This window comes from Exiguobacterium sp. R-17 (assembly GCF_049913315.1).
Classification (GTDB): Bacteria; Bacillota; Bacilli; order Exiguobacteriales; family Exiguobacteriaceae; genus Exiguobacterium_A.
Map to the genome: position 1 here is coordinate 1,150,122 of NZ_CP184372.1, position 20,103 is coordinate 1,170,224.

Sequence of the window (20,103 nt, forward strand, 5' to 3'; positions counted from 1 at the left end):
GCAGTGAAAGCGTTATCTTATTTTTTTAGTTGGGTATCGATCAATTGTTCCGCTGCACGCCGGTACAGATTACTCATATGAGCCAGCGCTAAAATCTGTTCCAGTGGATCGGTCGTCGAGGCGGTAAGAGCATCTTGTTCGGTGATGAAACGGGCTGTATTTCGTTCTGTCAGTTCAAGGTAAGTGCGATAAAAGTCTTCCAGATCGAGTTGATTCTGTTCGATGCCTTCGTTCAAGGGCGTTAGGATCGTCTTGATATCGTTAATCGAAAACGAACTTTTCAACTGATAAATCAAGCTAATTAAAATCAAGTGCTCCTTCGTATACTTTTTATTCGTAACCGGAAAAAATAATTTTTTTTTGGCATAATTGTTGATCATCGTCTTCGTCAGGATTGTCTCATCCGCATTCCGCGTCGTTTCCTCGAATGTTCGCTCAAACAGTTGGATGACTTGATCCATATAAAGATCAATGTTCGGGATATCTGCGAGCTGTAATTGACGATCATGTCTCGTGTCGTCAGAACGTGTCATAAAAAAACCTCCAAAATCGTTAAAATAGGACTTTCTACTTCTTCATCATATGATAGAATATGTATATAACGCCATGTAGTATTCAAAACTACATATCAGGGGAGGAACAAAAGTGAAAGCTTATATGAGAGAACCGATTAATGGATTAACACATTTGGGAGGGGCTGTCTTTGCTTTTGTCGGATTACTCGCACTCGTCATTAAAGCATCATTAGAACGCGGAGCATCACTCGCCATCGTCGCAGCGATTATTTTTGGGGTCAGCATGATGGCACTCTATGCTGTTTCGGCAACGTATCATATGGTCCTTGCGAGCGACCGGGCGATTGCGATCTGGCGACGATTGGATCACTCGATGATTTATTTGTTGATTGCCGGTTCCTACGCACCGTTTTGTCTTGTCAGTCTGAATGGTCCGACGGGTTGGGTCTTGTTTAGCATCGTCATGTTGATTGCTGTTTCCGGAATTACCTTCAAATTAGTCTGGTTCAACAGTCCACGCTGGTTATCGACGACGCTCTACATCGGAATGGGCTGGATCATGGTGTTTGCGATCACACCACTCGCGCAAGTCTTATCACCGCTCGGCATCGGTCTATTGTTCCTTGGTGGTATCTTCTATACGATCGGTGGCATCATCTATGGATTCAAGCCGCGTGTCTTATCGTTTAAACATCTCGGATTCCATGAAATCTTCCACATCTTCGTACTACTCGGTAGTCTAGCGCATTTCCTATGTGTCTACTTCTTCGTGTTGTGATGATGTCCTCCTTTAGTCAATGACTGAAGGAGTTTTTTTTGTATCTATATGGAAAATACAGGAGAAGTCGAGTGTCCTCACGAATGAAAGAACGGAAAGATCACGAAGAGGGGGAAATCACATGCAACACACACGATGGCAATTAGAAACACTCTATACGATTGATGACGTCAAAGCAGGCATCGCTTCCATACAAACAGCATTGTCGAATCGGCCGATTGATGTGGCAGAACAGGTCGAGCGTTATCAGCAAGTCGCGCGCGACGTCGAGGAATGGAGCGACTTCATTTATTGCCTGTACGCTGAAGATGTCACGCGTGTTGAAGTCCATCCATTGCTTGAAGAGATCGAAGTCGTCCAAGCGATGGTACGCAGTGAAGTGGCAGCACTCGATACAAAGATCGCAGCACTGTCTCAAGAAGAGTGGGAAGCGCTCGTTACGGATTCACCGTACGCCTTTTTCTTAAACGAACGCCGTGACATCCAGTCCCGTCGTGCACCACTGATTCAAGAACAATTGTTACAGGATCTCGGTGTGGATGGATTCCAGGGCTGGGGACAACTCTACGATCAGCGCTTCATGGCGTTACGGGTCGACTTGAACGGAAATCAGGTCACGATCGGTCAAGGATTGCATGAAGCGATGTTCGCGCCTGATCGTTCGGCTCGTCTAGCGGCAGCAACTGCAGTTGACGCCGCTTGTGCCAAAGAAGCTGATTTGTTTGCGACGATCTTGAACCGGATCTCCGGCTTCAGATTGCAATCCTACAAGATGCGGAACTGGGAGCAACCATTGACAGAGTTGCTTGAGCAGAACCGGATCTCAGAAGCGAGCTTAAAAGCGATGATCGAAGCACTCGATCAGCACCGCGACCTCTTTCACGCCTATTATGCCCGCAAGATTGTCCAGGCAGAGCGGGTGACGGGAGAATGGCATGATTTTGAGACGAATACGTATCGTTCCGCGCGGCATGTTCCGTTTGAGACGGCACAGGCAATCGTAAGCAAACAATTCAAACATTTGAATCCACAGCTCGGTGCTTTTGCTGAAAACGTGTTTAACAAGGGATGGGTCGATGCGGAGAATCGTCCCGGAAAAGCGGAAGGCGGATTCTGCGCTGCCTTTCCGATTGCAAAAGAGAGCCGGATTTTCATGACGTACCGTGACAGTTATCCAGACGTCGCGACACTTGCTCATGAATTCGGTCATGCCTATCATAATTATGTTCTGCAAGATGAACCGTATTTAAGCCAAGTCAAAGGAACGAGTATCGCGGAGACGGCTTCAACATTCATGGAGAATCTCGTCCTCGATGCTGCGATCAAAGAGACGACGGAGCGCGAGGAAGTACTTGCTCTCCTAGAGGTCAAGATTCGAGAGGGGCTGAAATATGCCAGCATCGTTCCCGGAATGTTCCGTTTCGAGCAACGTTTTTATGCGGAACGTCAGCATGGTACGATCAATGCTGAAAGGTTGAGTGAACTCTTACAAGAGGAAGAGCGCTTAGCTTATGGTCCAGTGCTGCCTGAACCAGCGCGCTACAAATGGATGTACATCAGTCATCTGTTTAATCCGAACCTTGCGTTCTACAACATTCCGTATACGATCGGTTATCTGCTTAGCAATAGTCTTTATCAGACGGTTCAAGCGGATCCGAGTCAATTTTCGACAGTTTTTGATGCCGTCATGCACGATTCCGGTCAAGCGACGATCGATGAAATCGTTAAACGTCACCTCGACGCCGATCCAACATCTATCGCGTTTTGGGTCGAAGCTCAGCAACCGCTCGTCCAGGCGATTGAGCAGTATCTGACGTTAACGGAATCCTCTCTCTCCGTCGATTGAAGACGAATCGAAACGGGAACAGAAATGTAGGGAGGGATGCGGATGTATGAACAGGAGAAACAATTAGTCGCTGAGGCAGCACTAACTTACGTCAAGGATGGAATGATAGTGGGTCTTGGGACGGGTTCGACGACGGAACGGTTTATCAAGGCGCTTGGTCCACTCGTACAGGCTGGATTACAGATTCGTGGCGTGGCGACGTCGCTTGCGACGGTAAAGCTCGCTGATCATTTACAAATCCCATTGATTGATCTGGAAGAGGGAATGGAAATCGATGTGACAGTTGACGGAATTGATCAAATCGATGGTCAGTTTCAAACCATTAAAGGCGGTGGCGGTGCACTATTTCGTGAAAAAATTGTCGCTCTGATGAGTCGCGAATTGCTCTATCTGACCGATTCCTCGAAGTTCGTCCATCATTTAAGTGGACCGTTACCGGTCGAACTGGATTCGTTTGCCTTACCTTACGTGCGGCAACGTCTACGTGATAAGCATGTATCAGCAACACTACGCGTGAAAGATGATCGTCCCTTCGTTACAGATGGAGGTCACGTGATTCTTGACGTTGATGTATCAGCCATTTCGGACGTTCGATTATTCGCAAAAGAAGTGAAGAGCTGGTCTGGAGTGCTTGAGACCGGTTACTTCGAGCGACAACCTGATCATGTCCTGACGGTCGAAGAGGGAAAGGTCAAACGCATCGCGCATCCTCGCCTGCGTGACGGTGGTGGGTTGGTTTAAGAAAAGAAAGAAGGAAACCGTATGGGCTTGAAAAAACGGTATTTATTTGGAGCTGGCATCATTGCCGGTGCGAGTCTACTTTTGTTAAGGAAGCGGGAACAGGGCACACAAACAGATACACTACGTGAATATTTAGCGCATCTCGATCAGGATCCGAGTCCGGATGCTACGAAGGACCCGGATGAGGTCGGATTGACGAAACTCGATTCCATCTATCGAGCCGAGTGGCAAGCGAATGGGTTCCCGCGTTCGCGGACAGAGCTAGAAGAGCTGGAAAAATAGAAAAGTAGAAAAGTAGTAATTAGCTAAGAAGTATTTAAACGGCTTGAGTCCAAGATTTGAACGGGCTTTAGCCGTTTTAATTATAATTGAAGTTTTTAATAATATATCATTTTCGTCTCATGAACCTCTAAGAACTCTAGTCTATGTAACGACTGAGCTGGGTCTCATCATTCAGTAGAGGTGCAAAGTAAGAGTCATGACTATTATGTAAAATAGAACTATCTTACTTCACGCATTGAACAAAAGTGAAAAACAACTCTCAGACCCTCTTTTCCTAAACTGCTTTCTGATAAGATATGGATTATATCCAATGGGATTCGAGAGGAGATTCATTGAGTGAAGACGTTTTTTAACATCAACATATCGAGCTTTTTGTATGCCGTCGCTTTATTCGTTTCGTTGCAAATGATGCTAAATATCAATCGAATCATGAGACTTACGAATATGTCTTCAGGTATGTTATGGACTTTGAATATCATGATTGGATGGATCACTTTAATCAGTATTCCTTTTTTGATTAGACAGATCACCTTCAAATCCACTCTACATAAGTCGTTTGAACGAATCATCTGCCTCTCCTGGTTCGTCTACTATGTGCTATTCACATACATCACTAGCCGAATCATTCCAATCAAAAATGGGGGAGATACTCCAAGCCCTGTTCTTGGCCTCATCTTAATCCTGGTATTGTCAACCTATCCTCTCTATATAATAATTTCGAAATGGCTCATAGTGGATCGAGAGTCGAAATAAGGTATGAAAAATTCGTAACATCAAGGAGGCATATTTTGAAAAAACGCTATTTATACTTTTATTCGACAGCGATTATACTGATCGGTGGAGGCATCTATTCATATAAATCAGGATACATCCCTCGCACAACTCCCTATATAGAACGAAAGCATGAAGTGCTGATGGATGCTAAGACCGTCAATTCAGTCAATCGAAAAGACTACATCGAAAGATCGATGCGATATATGGCTAGCTTTGCACCTTATTCAACGGGAGATTCCATCACAAAGAAGTCGACAATGAGCGAATTGAGGGCAAAGATTGATACGATGCACGATATCGAACAGTCCTTCCAATTCAAGTCGGATGATCCAGAATCAGAATCTTTACGGAAAGTAGCAAAGAACTATACTTCTTATATCGAGGCGCTCGAATATGTTGCGAGCAACATGCATGGTAAGGAGTCGATGAACATCGATCAAGTAAACTACTTGAAGAGCGTTTGGAATGAGGTCGTCACACCTGCACGTCATATAAAAGATGAGGTCGGTCGTTCACAAGAAGGCGAAGCCGTCATGTTTGAAATAGAGATCACCACAGTCTGGTCCTAATATGTTAAGAGCTAATTGATAAGAACGTAGTAATGTATAAGACATGTCTCTATGAGAAATCCCTTCTTTTGTAATACGAAATAAGTAGTTGATCATAAACTAAACAGCCCTAGATCAATGGATCCAGGGCTGTTTTCATGCGTTTTAATATGTAAGCGACCCAGCAATGATCAAACCGATCGAAATCGATAAGAAGAGGAGCAACAAGCCGACTGCTTCGTTGTTCGCATCAATCTCTTTCGTCATGCTCAAACGTGGAATTAGTAAATCCGCGAGATAGAACAAGACGATTTGTAAGACGATTGCGAGTGCACCCCACAAGACCATATCGAGAATGCTGACGGAGTTCGAGATACTCGAATAGAGGACGATGGCAAGACCGAGAATACGTCCACCGAATGCATAAACGGCTGCTTTCTTACCATTACGGATTAATTCCAGTTCCTTTGATTTCGTCGTTACCTCGAACAGGACGACACCAATTGCAAGGAGTACGGTCGCGACACCGATATACGTAAGGGTCGAGAGGAATAAGTCACTGAATGTCATGTTGGTACCTCCATCATGATTTTTTATTTTTTTTGAGTTGTTCGTATGCGACATACAATTCAAGCAGTGCTCCGACGAGAATGCCTGCTGATACATACAAATAGAAGTTGTCACCTATGAATCCGAACACGAGTCCTAAGAGAAGACCGATCAGGATATAAGGACCTTTTGTTAACTTCATATCAATCACCTGCCTCTACTTTAAAGGTAGCGGATTTCAGAGGTGACGTCCATCGTTATTCTTGGAAGCTGACGGCAGATTCTGCATTAGGAGAAAACAGGACGACTTGATTCCGTCCTTGTTGTTTTGCTTGATAAAGCGCAGCATCCGCATCCGGCAAGAGATGGTCGATTTGAGATGTCGTCTCATCATACGCGGCTAAACCAAATGATGCTGTAAGTGGCAGATCGGTCGTCGCTAGTCGGAACGGGCTGCAGGCGATACGTTCACGTAATTGCTCTGCTAAAGGAATCACTTCAGCGAGCGGAACGCCTTCAAACAAGACGGAGAACTCTTCACCGCCGTTACGAGATAAATATCCGCTCTCTGCGACGCCATCACGCAGTCGGCTGGCAAACTGACGTAGCACTTCGTCACCCGCTTCATGTCCATACGTATCGTTGATCTGTTTAAAATGATCAATATCGATCGTCAACAACACGATGGACTGTTTGTTCAAGATCAATCGTTGTTTGAGATCCGTGAAGTATTCGTTAAAAGCACGTGAATTATTCAATCCCGTCAAAAAGTCGAGTTGTGCTTTCTGCCGAAGCACCCGTAACGACTGTTTCGTCAGGCGGATATCACGAATGATCAAAAGGGCGAGCCAACTGCTAACGAAAGAAGCGGGAATGACGACCGACATGACCTCGAGTAAGAGGATTTGTTTCGGTAAGACGATCCATAAGACAAGGGCGTGCAAAGCCGTCGCATAGAGCGTCACGAGTGTAAAGGTCCGTTTTGCGTAAGGCGGCATTTCACGAACAATCAGACTCGTTCCGAGGGCGACAGCGACGATGAAACCAAATGCAGTGAATGCAGCCAAGTTCGTTCCCAGACTAAAGCGATAAACAATGATCGCGACCGTCACGATCGTTGTTGGAATAACGCCTCCAAAGTAGGCGGCGACAATGACCGGAACATGGCGCAAATCAATCATGACGCCGGGGGCTGCTTCGATTGTCATCTGCATGAGCAGTAAGGAGATCATGCTCAGGGCAAGACCATACAGTACGCGGGTGAGACGTGGAGATTCTCGCGTGATCGGAAGCGGTGATAATTTTCCAAGTAGATAAAAACCAGCCATTAATAGCGTCACGTTATGTAAGACGTCAAAAAGGATGCTTTTCATGAATCGTCCATCCTTTCGAAAAAAGTACGTTATTTAAGAAATATACGCCATAAACGGACTAACTCCTGTTTATAGAAAAAATAAACTCTTCCCATCAATTGTGTCTATAATGTGAACTTATGATTTCTATAAGCTATACTTATGGTTTTAGGGAATTTGATTGACCTCCTCGACACTGCATTGTTAAATGATGAAGAAGCGGTATGAAAGCGCTTACTAAATTTGAAGGAGATCTTACTCATGGAACTCGTCATCATTCTTCTTGCCTTATCTTTATTGATGTTCGTTGCCTATCGTGGTTTTTCGGTCATCCTATTTGCACCAATCTGTGCCTTGTTCGCCGTCTTACTGACGAACCCGGACTGGGTGTTACCATTCTTCTCGAATATCTTCATGGAAAAGATGGTCGGCTTCATCAAAGCATACTTCCCGGTCTTCCTCCTCGGAGCGATTTTCGGAAAAGTCGTTGAGATGTCCGGTATCGCGGAGTCGATCGCAAAGACAATCATTCGTATGATTGGTGCGAAGCGCGCTATTCTTGCCATCGTCTTACTCGGCGCCATTCTTACATATAGCGGCGTCAGCTTATTCGTTGTCGTATTTGCTGTCTATCCGTTCGCTGCGAACTTGTTCCGCGAAGCAAACATCCCGAAACGACTCATTCCGGGAACGATCGCACTTGGTGCGTTCACGTTCACGATGGATGCCTTACCAGGAACGCCTCAGATTCAAAACGTCATTCCGACGACGTTCTTCAAAACAGATATCTATGCTGCGCCGATCATGGGTTCAGTCGGTGGCTTGTTCATCTTAGTCGTCGGCATGTGGTATCTCGAGTCACGCAAGAAAAAAGCGCATCAAGCGGGTGAAGGGTACGCTGGATTCGAAGCGACAGCGGCAAGTGCCGCACCGCAGATGGAGTTGAAGAACGAACCAGAAATGACGCTCGAGACGGATCGTCAACCAGTCTATCGCCAAGTCCTTGCCTTCGTCCCACTCGTCCTTGTTGCCGTAATGAACAAAGTCTTTACACTCTCGATTCCGAAATGGTATCCAGAAGGATTCGATTTTTCAGCAATCGGTCTAGAAGCATTCGGAAAGATCGAGACACCCGCTGTTCTTGCGATCTGGTCCGTTCAAATGGCATTGTTGATCGGAATTCTCGCAGCGATGCTCTATGACTTCCGAAAGATCAAGACGAACTTCCAAGCTGGTCTGAACGTCAGTATCGGTGGTGCGCTCTTAGCGGTCATGAATACAGGTGCTGAGTATGGTTTCGGTGGCGTCATCGCAGCACTCCCAGGATTCAAGTCCGTCTCAAGCGGAATCTCGGAGACATTCACGAATCCGCTCGTCAACGGAGCCGTCACGACGACGACGCTTGCCGGTGTTACCGGTTCCGCATCGGGTGGGATGGGGATCGCGTTAAGTGCGATGTCGGATAAATATACGCAGGCAATCACATCGGGTGGCGTACCACCGGAAGTCATGCACCGCGTCATCTCGATGGCGTCCGGCGGAATGGATACGTTACCGCATAACGGTGCCGTCATCACATTACTTGCCGTCACGGGTCTAACGCACCGTCAGTCGTATAAAGACATCTTCATGATTACGATCCTTAAAACAGTGACGGTCTTCTTGATGATCGGATTGTATAGCTTAACCGGTTTGTACTAAGAGTTTAGAAGGGGGCATCATCAGATGAAACAGGGGAAAGTATACGCATCATTCGCGGAAGCGACAGCAGACATTTTTGACGGGGCGACGCTAGTCGTAGGGGGCTTCGGACTCTGCGGAATCCCGGAAAAATCTATTACGGCGTTACAAGAGAAAGGCGTCAAGGATTTGACGGTCGTCAGTAACAATTGTGGCGTCGATGATTTTGGACTTGGTCTCCTCTTGCAGACGCGACAAATCAGGAAGATGATTTCGTCGTATGTCGGGGAAAATAAGACGTTTGAACAACAGTACCTCAGTGGCGAGATCGAAGTCGATCTCGTTCCCCAAGGTACGCTAGCGGAACGTATCCGTGCCGGTGGTGCTGGTATTCCTGGTTTCTATACACCAACAGGCGTCGGGACACCGATTGCTGAAGGAAAGGAACAAAAGGAGTTCGACGGGAAGACCTATCTGCTCGAAGAAGGAATCGTCGGCGATTTTGCGATTGTCAAAGCATGGAAAGCAGATCGTCTCGGGAATCTTGTCTTTCGGAAGACATCACGCAACTTTAACCCGATCGTCGCGACAGCGGGAAAAGTAACGATCGTCGAAGTCGAAGAACTCGTCGAGGTCGGCGAACTCGATCCGAACGAGATCCACACGCCTGCTGTCTACGTCCAGCGCATCGTTGTTGGAACGGATTATGAAAAACGCATCGAACGCCGGACTGTCCGGGAAGCTTGAGGAGGAGATTGATATGAAAACGACACGAGAGATCATCATTGAACGCGCGCTTCAGGAAGTTGAAGACGGGATGTACGTCAACCTCGGAATCGGGATTCCGACATTGATCGCCAATGCGATTCCGGACGATATGCATGTCATGCTGCAATCCGAAAACGGACTTCTTGGCATCGGACCGTATCCACTTGATCATGAAGTTGATGCGGACGAGATCAATGCCGGCAAAGAGACAGTCACGGCACAATCCGGAGCTTCTTACTTCGACAGTGCTGAATCGTTCGCGATGATTCGCGGTGGGCACATCGACCTCGCGATCCTCGGTGGGATGGAAGTCGATCAGAATGGTGACCTCGCGAACTGGATGATTCCGGGCAAGATGGTCAAGGGCATGGGCGGAGCGATGGACCTCGTCAACGGAGCGAAACGCGTCGTCATCATCATGGAGCATGTCAACAAACACGGCGAATCGAAAGTCAAACAGTCGTGTACCTTGCCGTTGACAGGACGCGCCGTCGTCAACCGTCTGATTACGGACCGGGCCGTCTTTGATTTCACGCCGGACGGGATGGTCTTGATCGAGACGCTGAATGGTCAAACGGTTGAAGACGTCAAACAAGTCACGGAAGCACGATTCACGGTCAGTCCGGAACTCGAGCGCGTGACGGTAGGGGAGTGAAGCAGATGGTCAAAGGAGATATCGTACTCGTCACAGGTGCAGGAAGCGGAATTGGTCTAGAAATCTCAAAGGCGTTCGCTGAGGCAGGAGCGAAAGTCGTCGTAACGGACGTCCGCGCGGAAGCAGCAGAGGAAGCAGCGGCAGCGATTCGCGCAGTTGGTCATGAGGCGGTTGGCATGACGCTAAACGTCACCGATGAAGCACAGGTCGAAGCCGTCTTGAAGCAGACGGTCGAACAGTTCGGTCGACTCGACGTCTTGATCAATAACGCGGGTCTTCAACACGTCTCACCAATTGAAGAGTTTCCGACAGAGAAGTTCGAATTGATGATTAAGATCATGTTGACGGCACCGTTCATGGCCATCAAACATGCTTTTCCGATCATGAAGGAACAAGGCTACGGACGTATTCTCAACATGGCATCGATCAATGGTTTGATTGGTTTTGCTGGGAAAGCAGCATATAACTCGGCGAAACATGGGTTGCTTGGTCTAACGAAGGTCGCAGCCCTTGAAGGAGCGGAGTACGGGATCACCGTCAACGCGATTTGTCCGGGTTACGTTGATACACCACTCGTTCGTAATCAAATGGAAGACTTAGCGAAAACGCGACACGTCGAGCTTGAGAAGGTACTTGAAGAAGTCATCTATCCGCTCGTTCCGCAAAAACGTCTGCTTGCTGTCGAGGAGATTGCAGATTATGCATTGTTCCTTGCGAGCCGCAAAGCAAAAGGCATCACTGGACAAGCGAACGTCCTTGATGGTGGATACACGATTCAATAAGGAGATGGAGCAGATGAGTGAAGCAGTCGTCATCGTCAGTGCGACGCGCACGGCGATCGGGAATTTCAATGGAAGTTTGAAGGACGTCAAAGCAACGGAACTCGGTGCGACAGTAATTCGCGCAGCACTCGAAAAAGTAGGTGTCGCTGGGAATCACGTCGATGAAGTCTTTTTCGGCAACGTCCTCTCAGCAGGACTTGGTCAAAATCCAGCACGGCAGGCAGCCCTCGCTGCCGGGTTACCGGAGACATGCCCCGCGATGACCGTCAATAAGGTCTGTGGATCCGGTCTCTCTGCTGTCCATCTCGCGTATCAGGCGATCAAGTCAGGCGAAGCCGATGTCATCGTTGCTGGTGGGATGGAGAACATGAGTCAAGCACCTTACGTCCTCGCGGGCGCACGGTCTGGACTAAAGATGGGTGACCAACCACTCGTCGATACGATCATCCAGGACGGGCTCGAATGTGCCTTTAATGACTATCATATGGGGATCACGGCAGAGAAATTAGCAGACGTCTACGAACTTTCCCGCGAAGCGCAGGATCAGTTCGCCGCGACGAGTCAGCAAAAAGCGCAGACGGCATTAGCGGAAGAACGGTTCGTCTCAGAAATCACGCCAGTGTTGATTCCACAACGAAAAGGCGATCCGATCCGTTTTGATCAAGATGAGTTTCCGCGCGCCGGAACGTCCGTCGAAACGCTCAGTCGTTTGCGCCCGGCGTTTAAGAAGAACGGAACGGTCACGGCAGGCAATGCATCTGGCATCAATGACGGGGCTGCGGCACTCGTCATCATGTCAGAGGCGAAGGCGAAAGAACTCGGCGTGACACCACTCGTTGAGATCGTCGCGAACGGAACGTCCGGTGTCGACCCGAGCATCATGGGAATCGGTCCAGTTCAAGCGGTTCAGAAGGCACTCGATAAAGCGGGACTGACGCTTGAGGAGATTGATGTCATCGAAGCGAACGAAGCATTCGCGGCACAATCTCTCGCGGTCGATGCGGAGCTGCAGTTCCCGCACGAGAAGCTCAACCGCAACGGCGGTGCGATCGCGCTCGGTCATCCGATCGGTGCGAGTGGTGCGCGGATTCTCGTTACGCTGATCCATGAACTCGAGCGGACAGGTGAGATGCATGGTCTTGCGACGTTATGCGTCGGTGGCGGTCAAGGGGTGGCGACGATCGTTAAAAAATACGAAGGTTAACTAATAAAGCACGAGACGAAGGAGATTGATGCTCCCGTTGTCTCGTGCTTTATTGATTTTAGCGAATCGTTAATTTTTTCTTGTAACTGCTTTTTTCAAGTATTTGCACTGAGGACATCCGTGACCATTCCTTCAAGGAGATCTCGGGATGTTGTTTCACGAAGTCGGAGACGATCATGTAGCCGAGTCTGTATTTCGTGAACGATGGAATTTGATTTTCGTAATTTCCAAAGAACAGATCATCCGTCGTCAATCGTTCCGCATTCAGCTCCGAAATCACATGCTCCAAGGAGTGGTCAAGTAAAGGGGCAATCGCTTCCGATGATTCCATTGGATAAAGCTTATGGGCAAAGAATTCCGCTTTTCCTTCGAGAATGATGTAATCGAGTATTGTCGCACGATTCGGCTCATCGAGGGCTACGGTATGATGGTATTCATGAGCCGTCGTATTGAGTAATGACTCTTTCGAAAAATCCTTCAAGAAGAACAGACTCATCGAATTGTTTCCTTGAGCGACACCGCTGACACCACCATAACGTTTGGCATCATCATGTTCGAGTGGTGTCGTTGGGGAGACGAAGACAACGAGCTTCTCATCCCGTGGAAGTTGTTTCATCGAAGTCAGGAGACTGGACTTGATCTGTTTCATGATGTGCTGATGGTGTTTTTTCAAATATGTATTCATCTGTTTTAAGTCCTTGATGTTTTCCGAAGGCTGTTCATAGATGCTAGGAACAGGCATGGCTTGGAGCTGTTCTTTTTTAATGACGTCATTTTTAGCGCCCAATACATATTTTTTATATAGTGCCTCATTGTCCTCTGGCTGTTTCGAAACCGCTTGAATGTAGTCGTCATACGCCTTATACAAAGGAACGATGTGGATCTCTTGTTTCTCGTGCGTAAACGAAATGTCATACGTCTTTGGTTTCTCGGCAGCCGGGGAACAACTGGCAAGTAAAAGGGTGACGCTAAGAAAATAGATGGATTTCATGAGAATACCTCCTGTTTAATTATCCATATATTTACTTTCCATAAAAAATGTCATTCTCCTACTACGTCAGATGAACTTATGAATCCGGTTTCATGCTTTGATGCACAGACGTAACAAATTCTTCAAACTAAAGTGGTATCAAACTTTCTGTCGAATTTTCAGAATATTCTCCAGATAAACTCCTAGCACGAGCTCCTAAACGTATGTTATCCTTTCGAACGAAGTACTTCATCTGCTTAGGGAGCGGATGAAGTCGGAAATCATCAGTGGGGGTTTATTATGTCTAAAACTGTTCCAACATCATTTATCATCGTCATCGGCATGATGCTCTTCGCCTTGTTCTTTGGGGCAGGAAATCTCATCTTTCCGCCGATGCTCGGACAGCTCGCAGGGGAGCATGTCTGGGTTGCCAATGCCGGATTCCTTGTCACTGGTGTCGGTCTACCATTGCTTGCGATTCTCGCATTCGCGTTTTCAGGGGAACGCGATCTACAAGCGATGGCGTCACGTGTTCATCCTGCTTTCGGAATCGGGTTCTCGGTCATCTTGTATCTTGCGATTGGACCATTCTTCGCAATTCCACGTGCCGGAACGGTCTCGTATGAGATCGGAATCAAGCCGTTCTTCAGTGAATCGACGAGCCATTTGCCGTTACTGATCTTCACGATTTTGTTTTACACGATTGCTTGTCTATTGTCCTTAAACCCAACAAAGATCGTCGATGTCGTCGGGAAAGTACTGACACCGATTAAAATCACGTTCATCGGTCTCTTGATCATCGTTGCCGTCTTGCATCCAATCGGAAGTTTTCAGAATCCTTTGAAGACATATCGAACAAATGCCTTCTTTAATGGTTTCCAAGAAGGATATATGACACTCGATGCGCTCGGTGCCTTTGTCTTCGGTATCATCATCATCGCAGCAATCAAGGAAAAAGGTGTCACTTCGAAGCGGCAGTTGCTGCTGATTTGTACGAAAGCCTCGTTGATTGCCGCAGCCTTGCTTGCAATCACATACACGGCGCTTGCCTTCATGGGCGCGTCAAGTGTCTCTGAGATCGGACAGCTCGCGAACGGTGCAGAGATTTTGTCTGCTGTGTCGGATCATTATTTCGGTGAGTATGGGGCGATTTTGCTTGGTCTGATGATCACAGTCGCTTGTATGACGACGAGTGTTGGTTTGATCACGGCGTGTGCCGCGTTTTTCTCGGCACTCGTCCCAAAAATCTCATACGTCAAATGGACGATTGGTCTATCGGTCTTCAGCGCACTCGTTGCGAACATCGGTCTGAATCAATTACTCGCTGTCTCTAAACCAGTCTTGATGACGCTTTATCCACTCGCGATCTGTCTGATCTTCTTAACGTTCTTGCATCCACTCTTTAAAGGGAAGCCAGCCGTGTATCAAGGGGCGCTATGGATGACGTTCCTCGTCAGCTTGTTTGATGGATTGAAGACAGCAAAAATCAATGTCTCAGCCGTCACGAAAGTGTTTGATGCGGTATTACCGTTTGCTTCTGTCAGTCTCGGTTGGGTCGTTCCAGCTATCATCGGTGGGGTGATCGGAGCGATCGTCGGTAAGAAAAAAGCGGAGACACGATCGTCGTCACGTGTGGCTTAAGTTGTCATGTATAAAGGGAAGCGGATTTTTGATCGTATGATCAAAGTCCGCTTTTTTTGTTCACTCGATTGTGGGTTTAAGCATAAGCGGAAACGGCAATTCCTCTACTGTATGTCATTGATCATCGTGTCCCTTACAGAAAGGATGTTGAAACATGTCAGAACGTGTCTTCATTAGTCCCTCGAAGTATGTCCAAGGAAAGGATGTCATTGACCGGCTCGGTACATATGTGAGCCCGTTCGGTGAAAAAGCGCTCGTCATCGCGGACGATGTCGTCTGGAAAATCGTCAAGGAACGTGTCGAGCAGTCGCTGTCCGGCGAAAACGTCAGCATCGAGAAGGCAGACTTTAGTGGTGAAGCCTCACGGCATGAAGTAAAACGAATCGCTGAGCAAGCAAAAGCGGCGGATGTTCGTTTCGTCATGGGGGTTGGGGGTGGAAAGACGCTCGATACGGCAAAAGCCGTCTCGGATGAGTTGAACGTGTCCGTCGTCATCGTGCCGACACTGGCTTCAACTGACGCGCCGACGAGTGCTCTGTCCGTCATCTATTCCGACGAAGGGATTTTCGAAAGTTATCGTTTCTATAAGAAGAATCCCGATCTTGTTCTCGTCGATACGAAACTGATTGCCCAAGCGCCGGCGCGTTTCTTTGCGTCCGGAATTGCCGATGCCCTCGCGACATGGGTCGAAGTCCGAAGTGTCGTCGCCTTTGGTGGACAGACGATGGCAGGCGGACGACCAACGATTGCGGCGCAAGCGATTGCTAAACGTTGCGAGGAAGTCTTGTTCGAGCACGGGCGTCTGGCGTATGAATCCGTTCAGGCACAGGTCGTCACACCAGCACTCGAAGCCGTCGTCGAAGCGAATACCCTGCTAAGTGGGCTCGGCTTTGAAAGTGGGGGATTAGCAGCGGCGCATGCGATTCATAATGGCTTTACGGCACTTGACGGTGAGATTCACCACCTGACGCATGGAGAAAAGGTCGCCTTTGGTACACTCGTCCAGTTAGCGCTCGAAGAACATCCACAAGAAGAAATCGAGCGCTATATCGCGCTTTACACGGATCTTGGTTTACCGGTGACACTCGAGGACATCAAGCTAAAAGATGCGTCACGTGAAGATATCGTCAAAGTCGGAGAGGCAGCAACTGCTGAAGGCGAGACGATCCACAGTGGATTCAACGTCACGGCGGACGAAGTCGCTGATGCGATCATCGCTGCCGATCGCTATTCAAAAGCGTATCAAGCAAAACGAAAACAATAAGAAAAAATAACCCTTGCCGAGACGGCGAGGGTTATTGTCATTTTACAGATAATCGAGTGGATTGACACTGCTACCAGCAGAAGTTGCACTGTAGACGTACGATCCTTTATGGAGTTCAAAATGTAAATGTGTTCCGAAAGCGTTACCTGTCTCGCCAACTGTCCCGATCTTTTGACCTTGCGCGACGGTTTGACCGACCGAGACCGAGCGGCTATTCATATGTGCATACAGACTGATGAACGGCGATCCGTTGATCGTATGTGAAACCATGACATAGTTGCCGTACGCGCCTTTGAGCTGAGACGTAATGACTTTGCCGCTTGCTGTCGCATAGACTGGTGTACCTTTTGCCGTACCGTAATCAATCCCGTTATGGAATGTGTAACCATAAGCACCACTTGAAGGTCCATAACCTTGCGTGATCGGACCGCTCGTTGGCGTCGCGAAATTCTTTGATGTCGACGTTGACGCTTTTGAAGCGCCACTGCTATTCGTCAGTGTCAAAACAGCGTATTTCGAGACATAGTCCGCATGAACGAATCGTTTATCGCCACCGTATAAGAACTTGATCCAATCGCCTGTACGACCGAGGTAGCGGAACGTTTCGCCTTTATCGACACTTCCGACGACTGTACTGCTCGTCGAACTGCTGCTACGAACACGAAGGTTGTCGACGTTGACTTTAATCTTATAGATACGTGTTACAGAATATTTCTTAACATATGTAGAAGAGACATAGACTTTTTTTGAACCGTACAGAATTTTCGTCCAGTTGCCTGTCCGTCCGAGATACTTATATGTATCCCCTTTTTCAAAACTCGTGACCGTACCATACGATGTCGAAGGACCCGTTCGAGCACGCAAACCGTCCTCCATGACTTTCACCTTATAGAACGTCGTTGCTGCATCCGCACGTGGGATGGCAAACGAAGCAAAACTTGCCACAGCGATGGCTGTCGCTGAAACACCTTTCCAAAAACCATGCATGATTCATTCCTCCTGAATATGTAATCTGTGTGACTAAACCGTTATGTAAATTTCATAGATGAGTATAACATTTACGAAAATGTTTAAATGTTACATTCACATTTCGATATTATTTCAATAAATTATATTGAAAGACGTTAATTTTGTTTGTTTTCCATTTATTCATAAATTCCTTTGACAAGATTGGATGGAATTGGATATGATGAAATGCCCATTGAAAATAAGAAAGGTACCCCTGTCGAGGTACCTTAAATGCTTATAAAAATGCGAGTGGATTGACGCTGTTCGCTGCAGAAGTACCGCTATAGACATAGTTACCGCGATGGATTTCGAAGTGAAGATGAGCACCTGTCGAGTTTCCTGTACTGCCGACTGCACCGATCGTTGCGCCTTTCGGGATCGTTTGACCGACGAAGACAGAGCGTTTGCTTAAGTGAGCGTATACCGTTGTGTACGAAATACCGTGCACTTTATGTTTGACCATGACATGGTTTCCATATGCTCCTTGGTAAGACGATGTGACAACTTTACCTGCCGCTGCTGCATGAACGGGCGTTCCGATTGGTGCACCAAAGTCGACGCCGTTATGGAACGTGTAGCCGAAGATACCGCTAGTTTTTCCATAACCTTGTGTTACTGGACCGCTTGTCGGACGCGAGAAGCCATTTGACGAAGTCGAGAATGAGGCTTTCTTCGCTGTATGACCAGAAACGCGATATTTTTTCACATAACCTGAGTAGACGTAACGCTTATGTCCTTTATGAAGAATTTTAGTCCAATTTCCGCGATGACCCAAGTATTTGAAAGTTTGTCCCGAATTGACGCCGTCGACGATCCGGTATTTAAGAGATGGGCCAGTGCGAACGCGGAGTCCGTCTGCTTTGATTTTTACTTTGTACGTAGATTTCGTAGCTGCGTCAACCTTACCTGTACCCGTAGCTGCAAAACCTGAAACAACGAGCGCGCTCATTGCAAGTGTCGTGATTGTTCTTTTCATGAATGTTCCTCCTTGATGTAAATCGAGATCTTGTCGGAAATGACATGTATATAGAATGTGTGTGGTGTAAAGTGTGGTGAATTGAAATAGATGATGCTGTCGTCATTTGACTAACGAGAGTATAGCATTGAAAAGTCAGACGTTTGTATTTCAATTCGATTGCTTAAATATATTCTAATAACAAATGTTGTAATATTGAATACGTATTCAATCTCAGAATCCCTTAAAATCAAGATGAATCCGTGTTACAACGAGATGAATTTGATGACAAAACGCAATCGTGGGAAATGATGAGAAAGTATGGGAGTCTAATAAAAAGAGAGAAGGTAATGAGATGGATTTGACGTTTGCTGTAAATCAAAAAAAGCTTAACATTCGCGCAGTGGCGCTGTTGATTCAAGATGAACATCTCTTGATTCATCGGCAAGGAGAAGATGATTTTTGGTCATTACCGGGAGGACGGGTACAATTTGGTGAAAGTGGTGCCAAAGCGATTGAACGTGAATTATTAGAAGAACTCGGTCAATCGATTGAGCTACCGGTCTTTCGTTTCCTGCATGAAAATTTCTTTAATTACGCAGACCATCAGTTTCATGAACTGGGGATGTTTTATGAAGTGACATGTCGAGAACCACTACCACTCTCAACGGAAGACTTTTACGGTCCCGAAGGTGAAGAATTGACGTACCGGTTCGTTCCATTCGATAAACTGGATCAATATACATTGTATCCAAGCGAACTATCAAAAATGCTTCAAACAAACGTGTTTCCAACGCTATTGACGAATGATATCTGACTTTTCCGGAAAAACGTTTATAGATGTATCGCAAGGGAATGGTTAATCATGTAGTTCATTCCACAATGATAAGGGAGCTGATCGTTCATGAGAGAAGAGCAGTTCGAAGCGATGCATCAAGAAGCACGAGGGCAGACGCAGGAACAACAACCCGGTGTCGAGTACGCCATGAAACCGGAACCGATCTACGATGATCCGGATTATGTCGGTTCAGGAAAACTGACGGGGAAGGTTGCACTGATCACAGGTGGAGACAGTGGAATCGGTCGTGCCGTTGCTGTCGCTTATGCGAAAGAAGGGGCAAACGTCGCAATCGTATACTTAAATGAGGGGAAAGACGCAGAAAAGACGAAATCGTTGATTGAAGGCTACGGGGTAAAAGCCTTAAAAATCGCGAAAGATGTCAGTCAACCGGAAAATGCGCAAGCGATCATCGATACCGTCATTGCAGAATTCGGTCAATTGAACATTCTCGTTAACAATGCCGGAAAACAATTCCCGCAAGATGATTTCCTTGCGATCACACCAGATCAATTGAAGGAAACGTTCGAGACGAATGTCTTTTCAATGTTCTATTTGATTCAGGCTGCGCTTCCGCATCTGCATAAAGAAGATGCAATCATCAATACCTCATCGGTGACGGCTTATCGTGGAGCACCGTCGCTGATCGACTACTCAGCGACGAAAGGCGCTATTACGACATTGACGCGCTCGCTTGCTTCAAGCTTGATCGAGAAAGGAATCCGCGTTAATGCCGTCGCACCGGGACCGATTTGGACGCCTCTCATTCCAGCGACGTTCTCGAAGGAGAAAGTCGAGTCGCATGGGGAAGACACGTTAATGAAGCGTCGGGGACAACCGTCAGAAAATGCACCAGCTTATGTCTATTTGGCTTCTCGTGATTCGAGTTACATCACGGGTCAGACGATTCATATCAACGGCGGCGATTACATCACGTCTTAAGGGGGAGAACA

General features: G+C 47.2%; 21 protein-coding genes. 14 read left to right on the top strand and 7 right to left on the bottom strand.

Annotated elements, in window-relative coordinates; translation table 11 throughout:
• Positions 1 to 17: 17 nt before the first annotated feature.
• Positions 18 to 533 (bottom strand): DUF1836 domain-containing protein, encoded by a 516-nt coding sequence (locus ACN9MT_RS05925; RefSeq protein WP_035408615.1) that lies wholly within the window; start codon positions 531 to 533, stop codon positions 18 to 20.
• 112 nt (positions 534 to 645) lie between these two features.
• Between ACN9MT_RS05925 and trhA the strand changes: the two genes are divergently transcribed.
• The 5 genes from trhA (at position 646) to ACN9MT_RS05950 (ending at position 5,505) form a co-directional block, all read left to right on the top strand.
• Positions 646 to 1,293, top strand: a complete 648-nt coding sequence (trhA, locus tag ACN9MT_RS05930; RefSeq protein ID WP_035408614.1) for a PAQR family membrane homeostasis protein TrhA — start codon at positions 646 to 648, stop codon at positions 1,291 to 1,293.
• Positions 1,294 to 1,414: 121 nt separating this feature from the next.
• A complete protein-coding gene (locus ACN9MT_RS05935) occupies positions 1,415 to 3,139 on the top strand; it encodes a M3 family oligoendopeptidase (protein ID WP_426272955.1) in 1,725 nt (574 codons plus the stop codon).
• Between the two features lie 42 nt (positions 3,140 to 3,181).
• A complete protein-coding gene (gene rpiA / locus ACN9MT_RS05940; RefSeq protein ID WP_426272956.1) occupies positions 3,182 to 3,880 on the top strand; it encodes a ribose-5-phosphate isomerase RpiA in 699 nt (232 codons plus the stop codon).
• Positions 3,881 to 3,901: 21 nt separating this feature from the next.
• Complete coding sequence (locus tag ACN9MT_RS05945) at positions 3,902 to 4,162, top strand: hypothetical protein (protein WP_426272957.1); 261 nt, start codon at positions 3,902 to 3,904, stop codon at positions 4,160 to 4,162.
• 788 nt (positions 4,163 to 4,950) lie between these two features.
• A complete protein-coding gene (locus tag ACN9MT_RS05950) occupies positions 4,951 to 5,505 on the top strand; it encodes a hypothetical protein (RefSeq protein ID WP_426272958.1) in 555 nt (184 codons plus the stop codon).
• 144 nt (positions 5,506 to 5,649) lie between these two features.
• Here the strand turns inward: ACN9MT_RS05950 and ACN9MT_RS05955 are convergent, their stop codons facing one another.
• From ACN9MT_RS05955 to ACN9MT_RS05965, 3 genes are read right to left on the bottom strand one after another with little or no spacing between them, the layout of a single operon-like run.
• Positions 5,650 to 6,054 (bottom strand): DUF350 domain-containing protein, encoded by a 405-nt coding sequence (locus ACN9MT_RS05955; RefSeq protein ID WP_214729562.1) that lies wholly within the window; start codon positions 6,052 to 6,054, stop codon positions 5,650 to 5,652.
• 13 nt (positions 6,055 to 6,067) lie between these two features.
• Complete coding sequence (locus ACN9MT_RS05960; RefSeq protein WP_426272959.1) at positions 6,068 to 6,235, bottom strand: hypothetical protein; 168 nt, start codon at positions 6,233 to 6,235, stop codon at positions 6,068 to 6,070.
• A gap of 55 nt (positions 6,236 to 6,290) precedes the next feature.
• Positions 6,291 to 7,406 carry a GGDEF domain-containing protein gene (locus ACN9MT_RS05965; RefSeq protein ID WP_056060621.1) on the bottom strand — a complete coding sequence of 372 codons (1,116 nt, stop codon included), beginning with the start codon at positions 7,404 to 7,406 and terminating at the stop codon, positions 6,291 to 6,293.
• Between the two features lie 240 nt (positions 7,407 to 7,646).
• Between ACN9MT_RS05965 and ACN9MT_RS05970 the strand changes: the two genes are divergently transcribed.
• The 5 genes from ACN9MT_RS05970 to ACN9MT_RS05990 are packed head-to-tail and all read left to right on the top strand — an operon-like array spanning position 7,647 to position 12,474.
• Positions 7,647 to 9,086, top strand: coding sequence for a GntP family permease (locus ACN9MT_RS05970; protein ID WP_214855459.1), 1,440 nt, complete (start codon positions 7,647 to 7,649; stop codon positions 9,084 to 9,086).
• 24 nt (positions 9,087 to 9,110) lie between these two features.
• The gene (locus tag ACN9MT_RS05975) at positions 9,111 to 9,812 is read left to right on the top strand and encodes a CoA transferase subunit A (protein WP_313586338.1); all 702 of its coding nucleotides are present in this window, start codon (positions 9,111 to 9,113) and stop codon (positions 9,810 to 9,812) included.
• 13 nt (positions 9,813 to 9,825) lie between these two features.
• Positions 9,826 to 10,488: a 3-oxoacid CoA-transferase subunit B gene (locus ACN9MT_RS05980; RefSeq protein WP_056060629.1), complete on the top strand. Its 663-nt coding sequence runs from the start codon at positions 9,826 to 9,828 to the stop codon at positions 10,486 to 10,488.
• Between the two features lie 5 nt (positions 10,489 to 10,493).
• A complete protein-coding gene (locus ACN9MT_RS05985; protein WP_426272960.1) occupies positions 10,494 to 11,270 on the top strand; it encodes a 3-hydroxybutyrate dehydrogenase in 777 nt (258 codons plus the stop codon).
• A 13-nt stretch (positions 11,271 to 11,283) separates the two neighbouring features.
• Positions 11,284 to 12,474 carry an acetyl-CoA C-acetyltransferase gene (locus ACN9MT_RS05990; RefSeq protein ID WP_426272961.1) on the top strand — a complete coding sequence of 397 codons (1,191 nt, stop codon included), beginning with the start codon at positions 11,284 to 11,286 and terminating at the stop codon, positions 12,472 to 12,474.
• A 58-nt stretch (positions 12,475 to 12,532) separates the two neighbouring features.
• Here the strand turns inward: ACN9MT_RS05990 and ACN9MT_RS05995 are convergent, their stop codons facing one another.
• A complete protein-coding gene (locus ACN9MT_RS05995) occupies positions 12,533 to 13,465 on the bottom strand; it encodes a DUF2268 domain-containing protein (protein WP_426272962.1) in 933 nt (310 codons plus the stop codon).
• Between the two features lie 279 nt (positions 13,466 to 13,744).
• Here ACN9MT_RS05995 and brnQ point away from each other — a divergent pair, with 279 nt between their 5' ends.
• Entirely contained in the window at positions 13,745 to 15,085 is a 1,341-nt protein-coding gene (gene brnQ / locus ACN9MT_RS06000) for a branched-chain amino acid transport system II carrier protein (RefSeq protein ID WP_426272963.1), read from the top strand.
• Positions 15,086 to 15,239: 154 nt separating this feature from the next.
• On the top strand, positions 15,240 to 16,349 hold the full coding sequence (locus ACN9MT_RS06005; RefSeq protein ID WP_426272964.1) for a glycerol dehydrogenase: 1,110 nt from the start codon (positions 15,240 to 15,242) through the stop codon (positions 16,347 to 16,349).
• 42 nt (positions 16,350 to 16,391) lie between these two features.
• On the opposite strand, the gene ACN9MT_RS06010 is transcribed toward ACN9MT_RS06005, so the two are convergent.
• Together ACN9MT_RS06010 and ACN9MT_RS06015 are read right to left on the bottom strand one after the other, a co-directional pair.
• On the bottom strand, positions 16,392 to 17,336 hold the full coding sequence (locus ACN9MT_RS06010) for a peptidoglycan DD-metalloendopeptidase family protein (RefSeq protein ID WP_426272965.1): 945 nt from the start codon (positions 17,334 to 17,336) through the stop codon (positions 16,392 to 16,394).
• 256 nt (positions 17,337 to 17,592) lie between these two features.
• Positions 17,593 to 18,333, bottom strand: a complete 741-nt coding sequence (locus ACN9MT_RS06015) for a peptidoglycan DD-metalloendopeptidase family protein (protein ID WP_035408577.1) — start codon at positions 18,331 to 18,333, stop codon at positions 17,593 to 17,595.
• Between the two features lie 334 nt (positions 18,334 to 18,667).
• Here ACN9MT_RS06015 and ACN9MT_RS06020 point away from each other — a divergent pair, with 334 nt between their 5' ends.
• Positions 18,668 to 19,129: an NUDIX hydrolase gene (locus ACN9MT_RS06020; RefSeq protein WP_426272966.1), complete on the top strand. Its 462-nt coding sequence runs from the start codon at positions 18,668 to 18,670 to the stop codon at positions 19,127 to 19,129.
• Between the two features lie 87 nt (positions 19,130 to 19,216).
• Entirely contained in the window at positions 19,217 to 20,092 is an 876-nt protein-coding gene (locus tag ACN9MT_RS06025) for an SDR family oxidoreductase (protein ID WP_035408573.1), read from the top strand.
• Positions 20,093 to 20,103 lie beyond the last annotated feature (11 nt).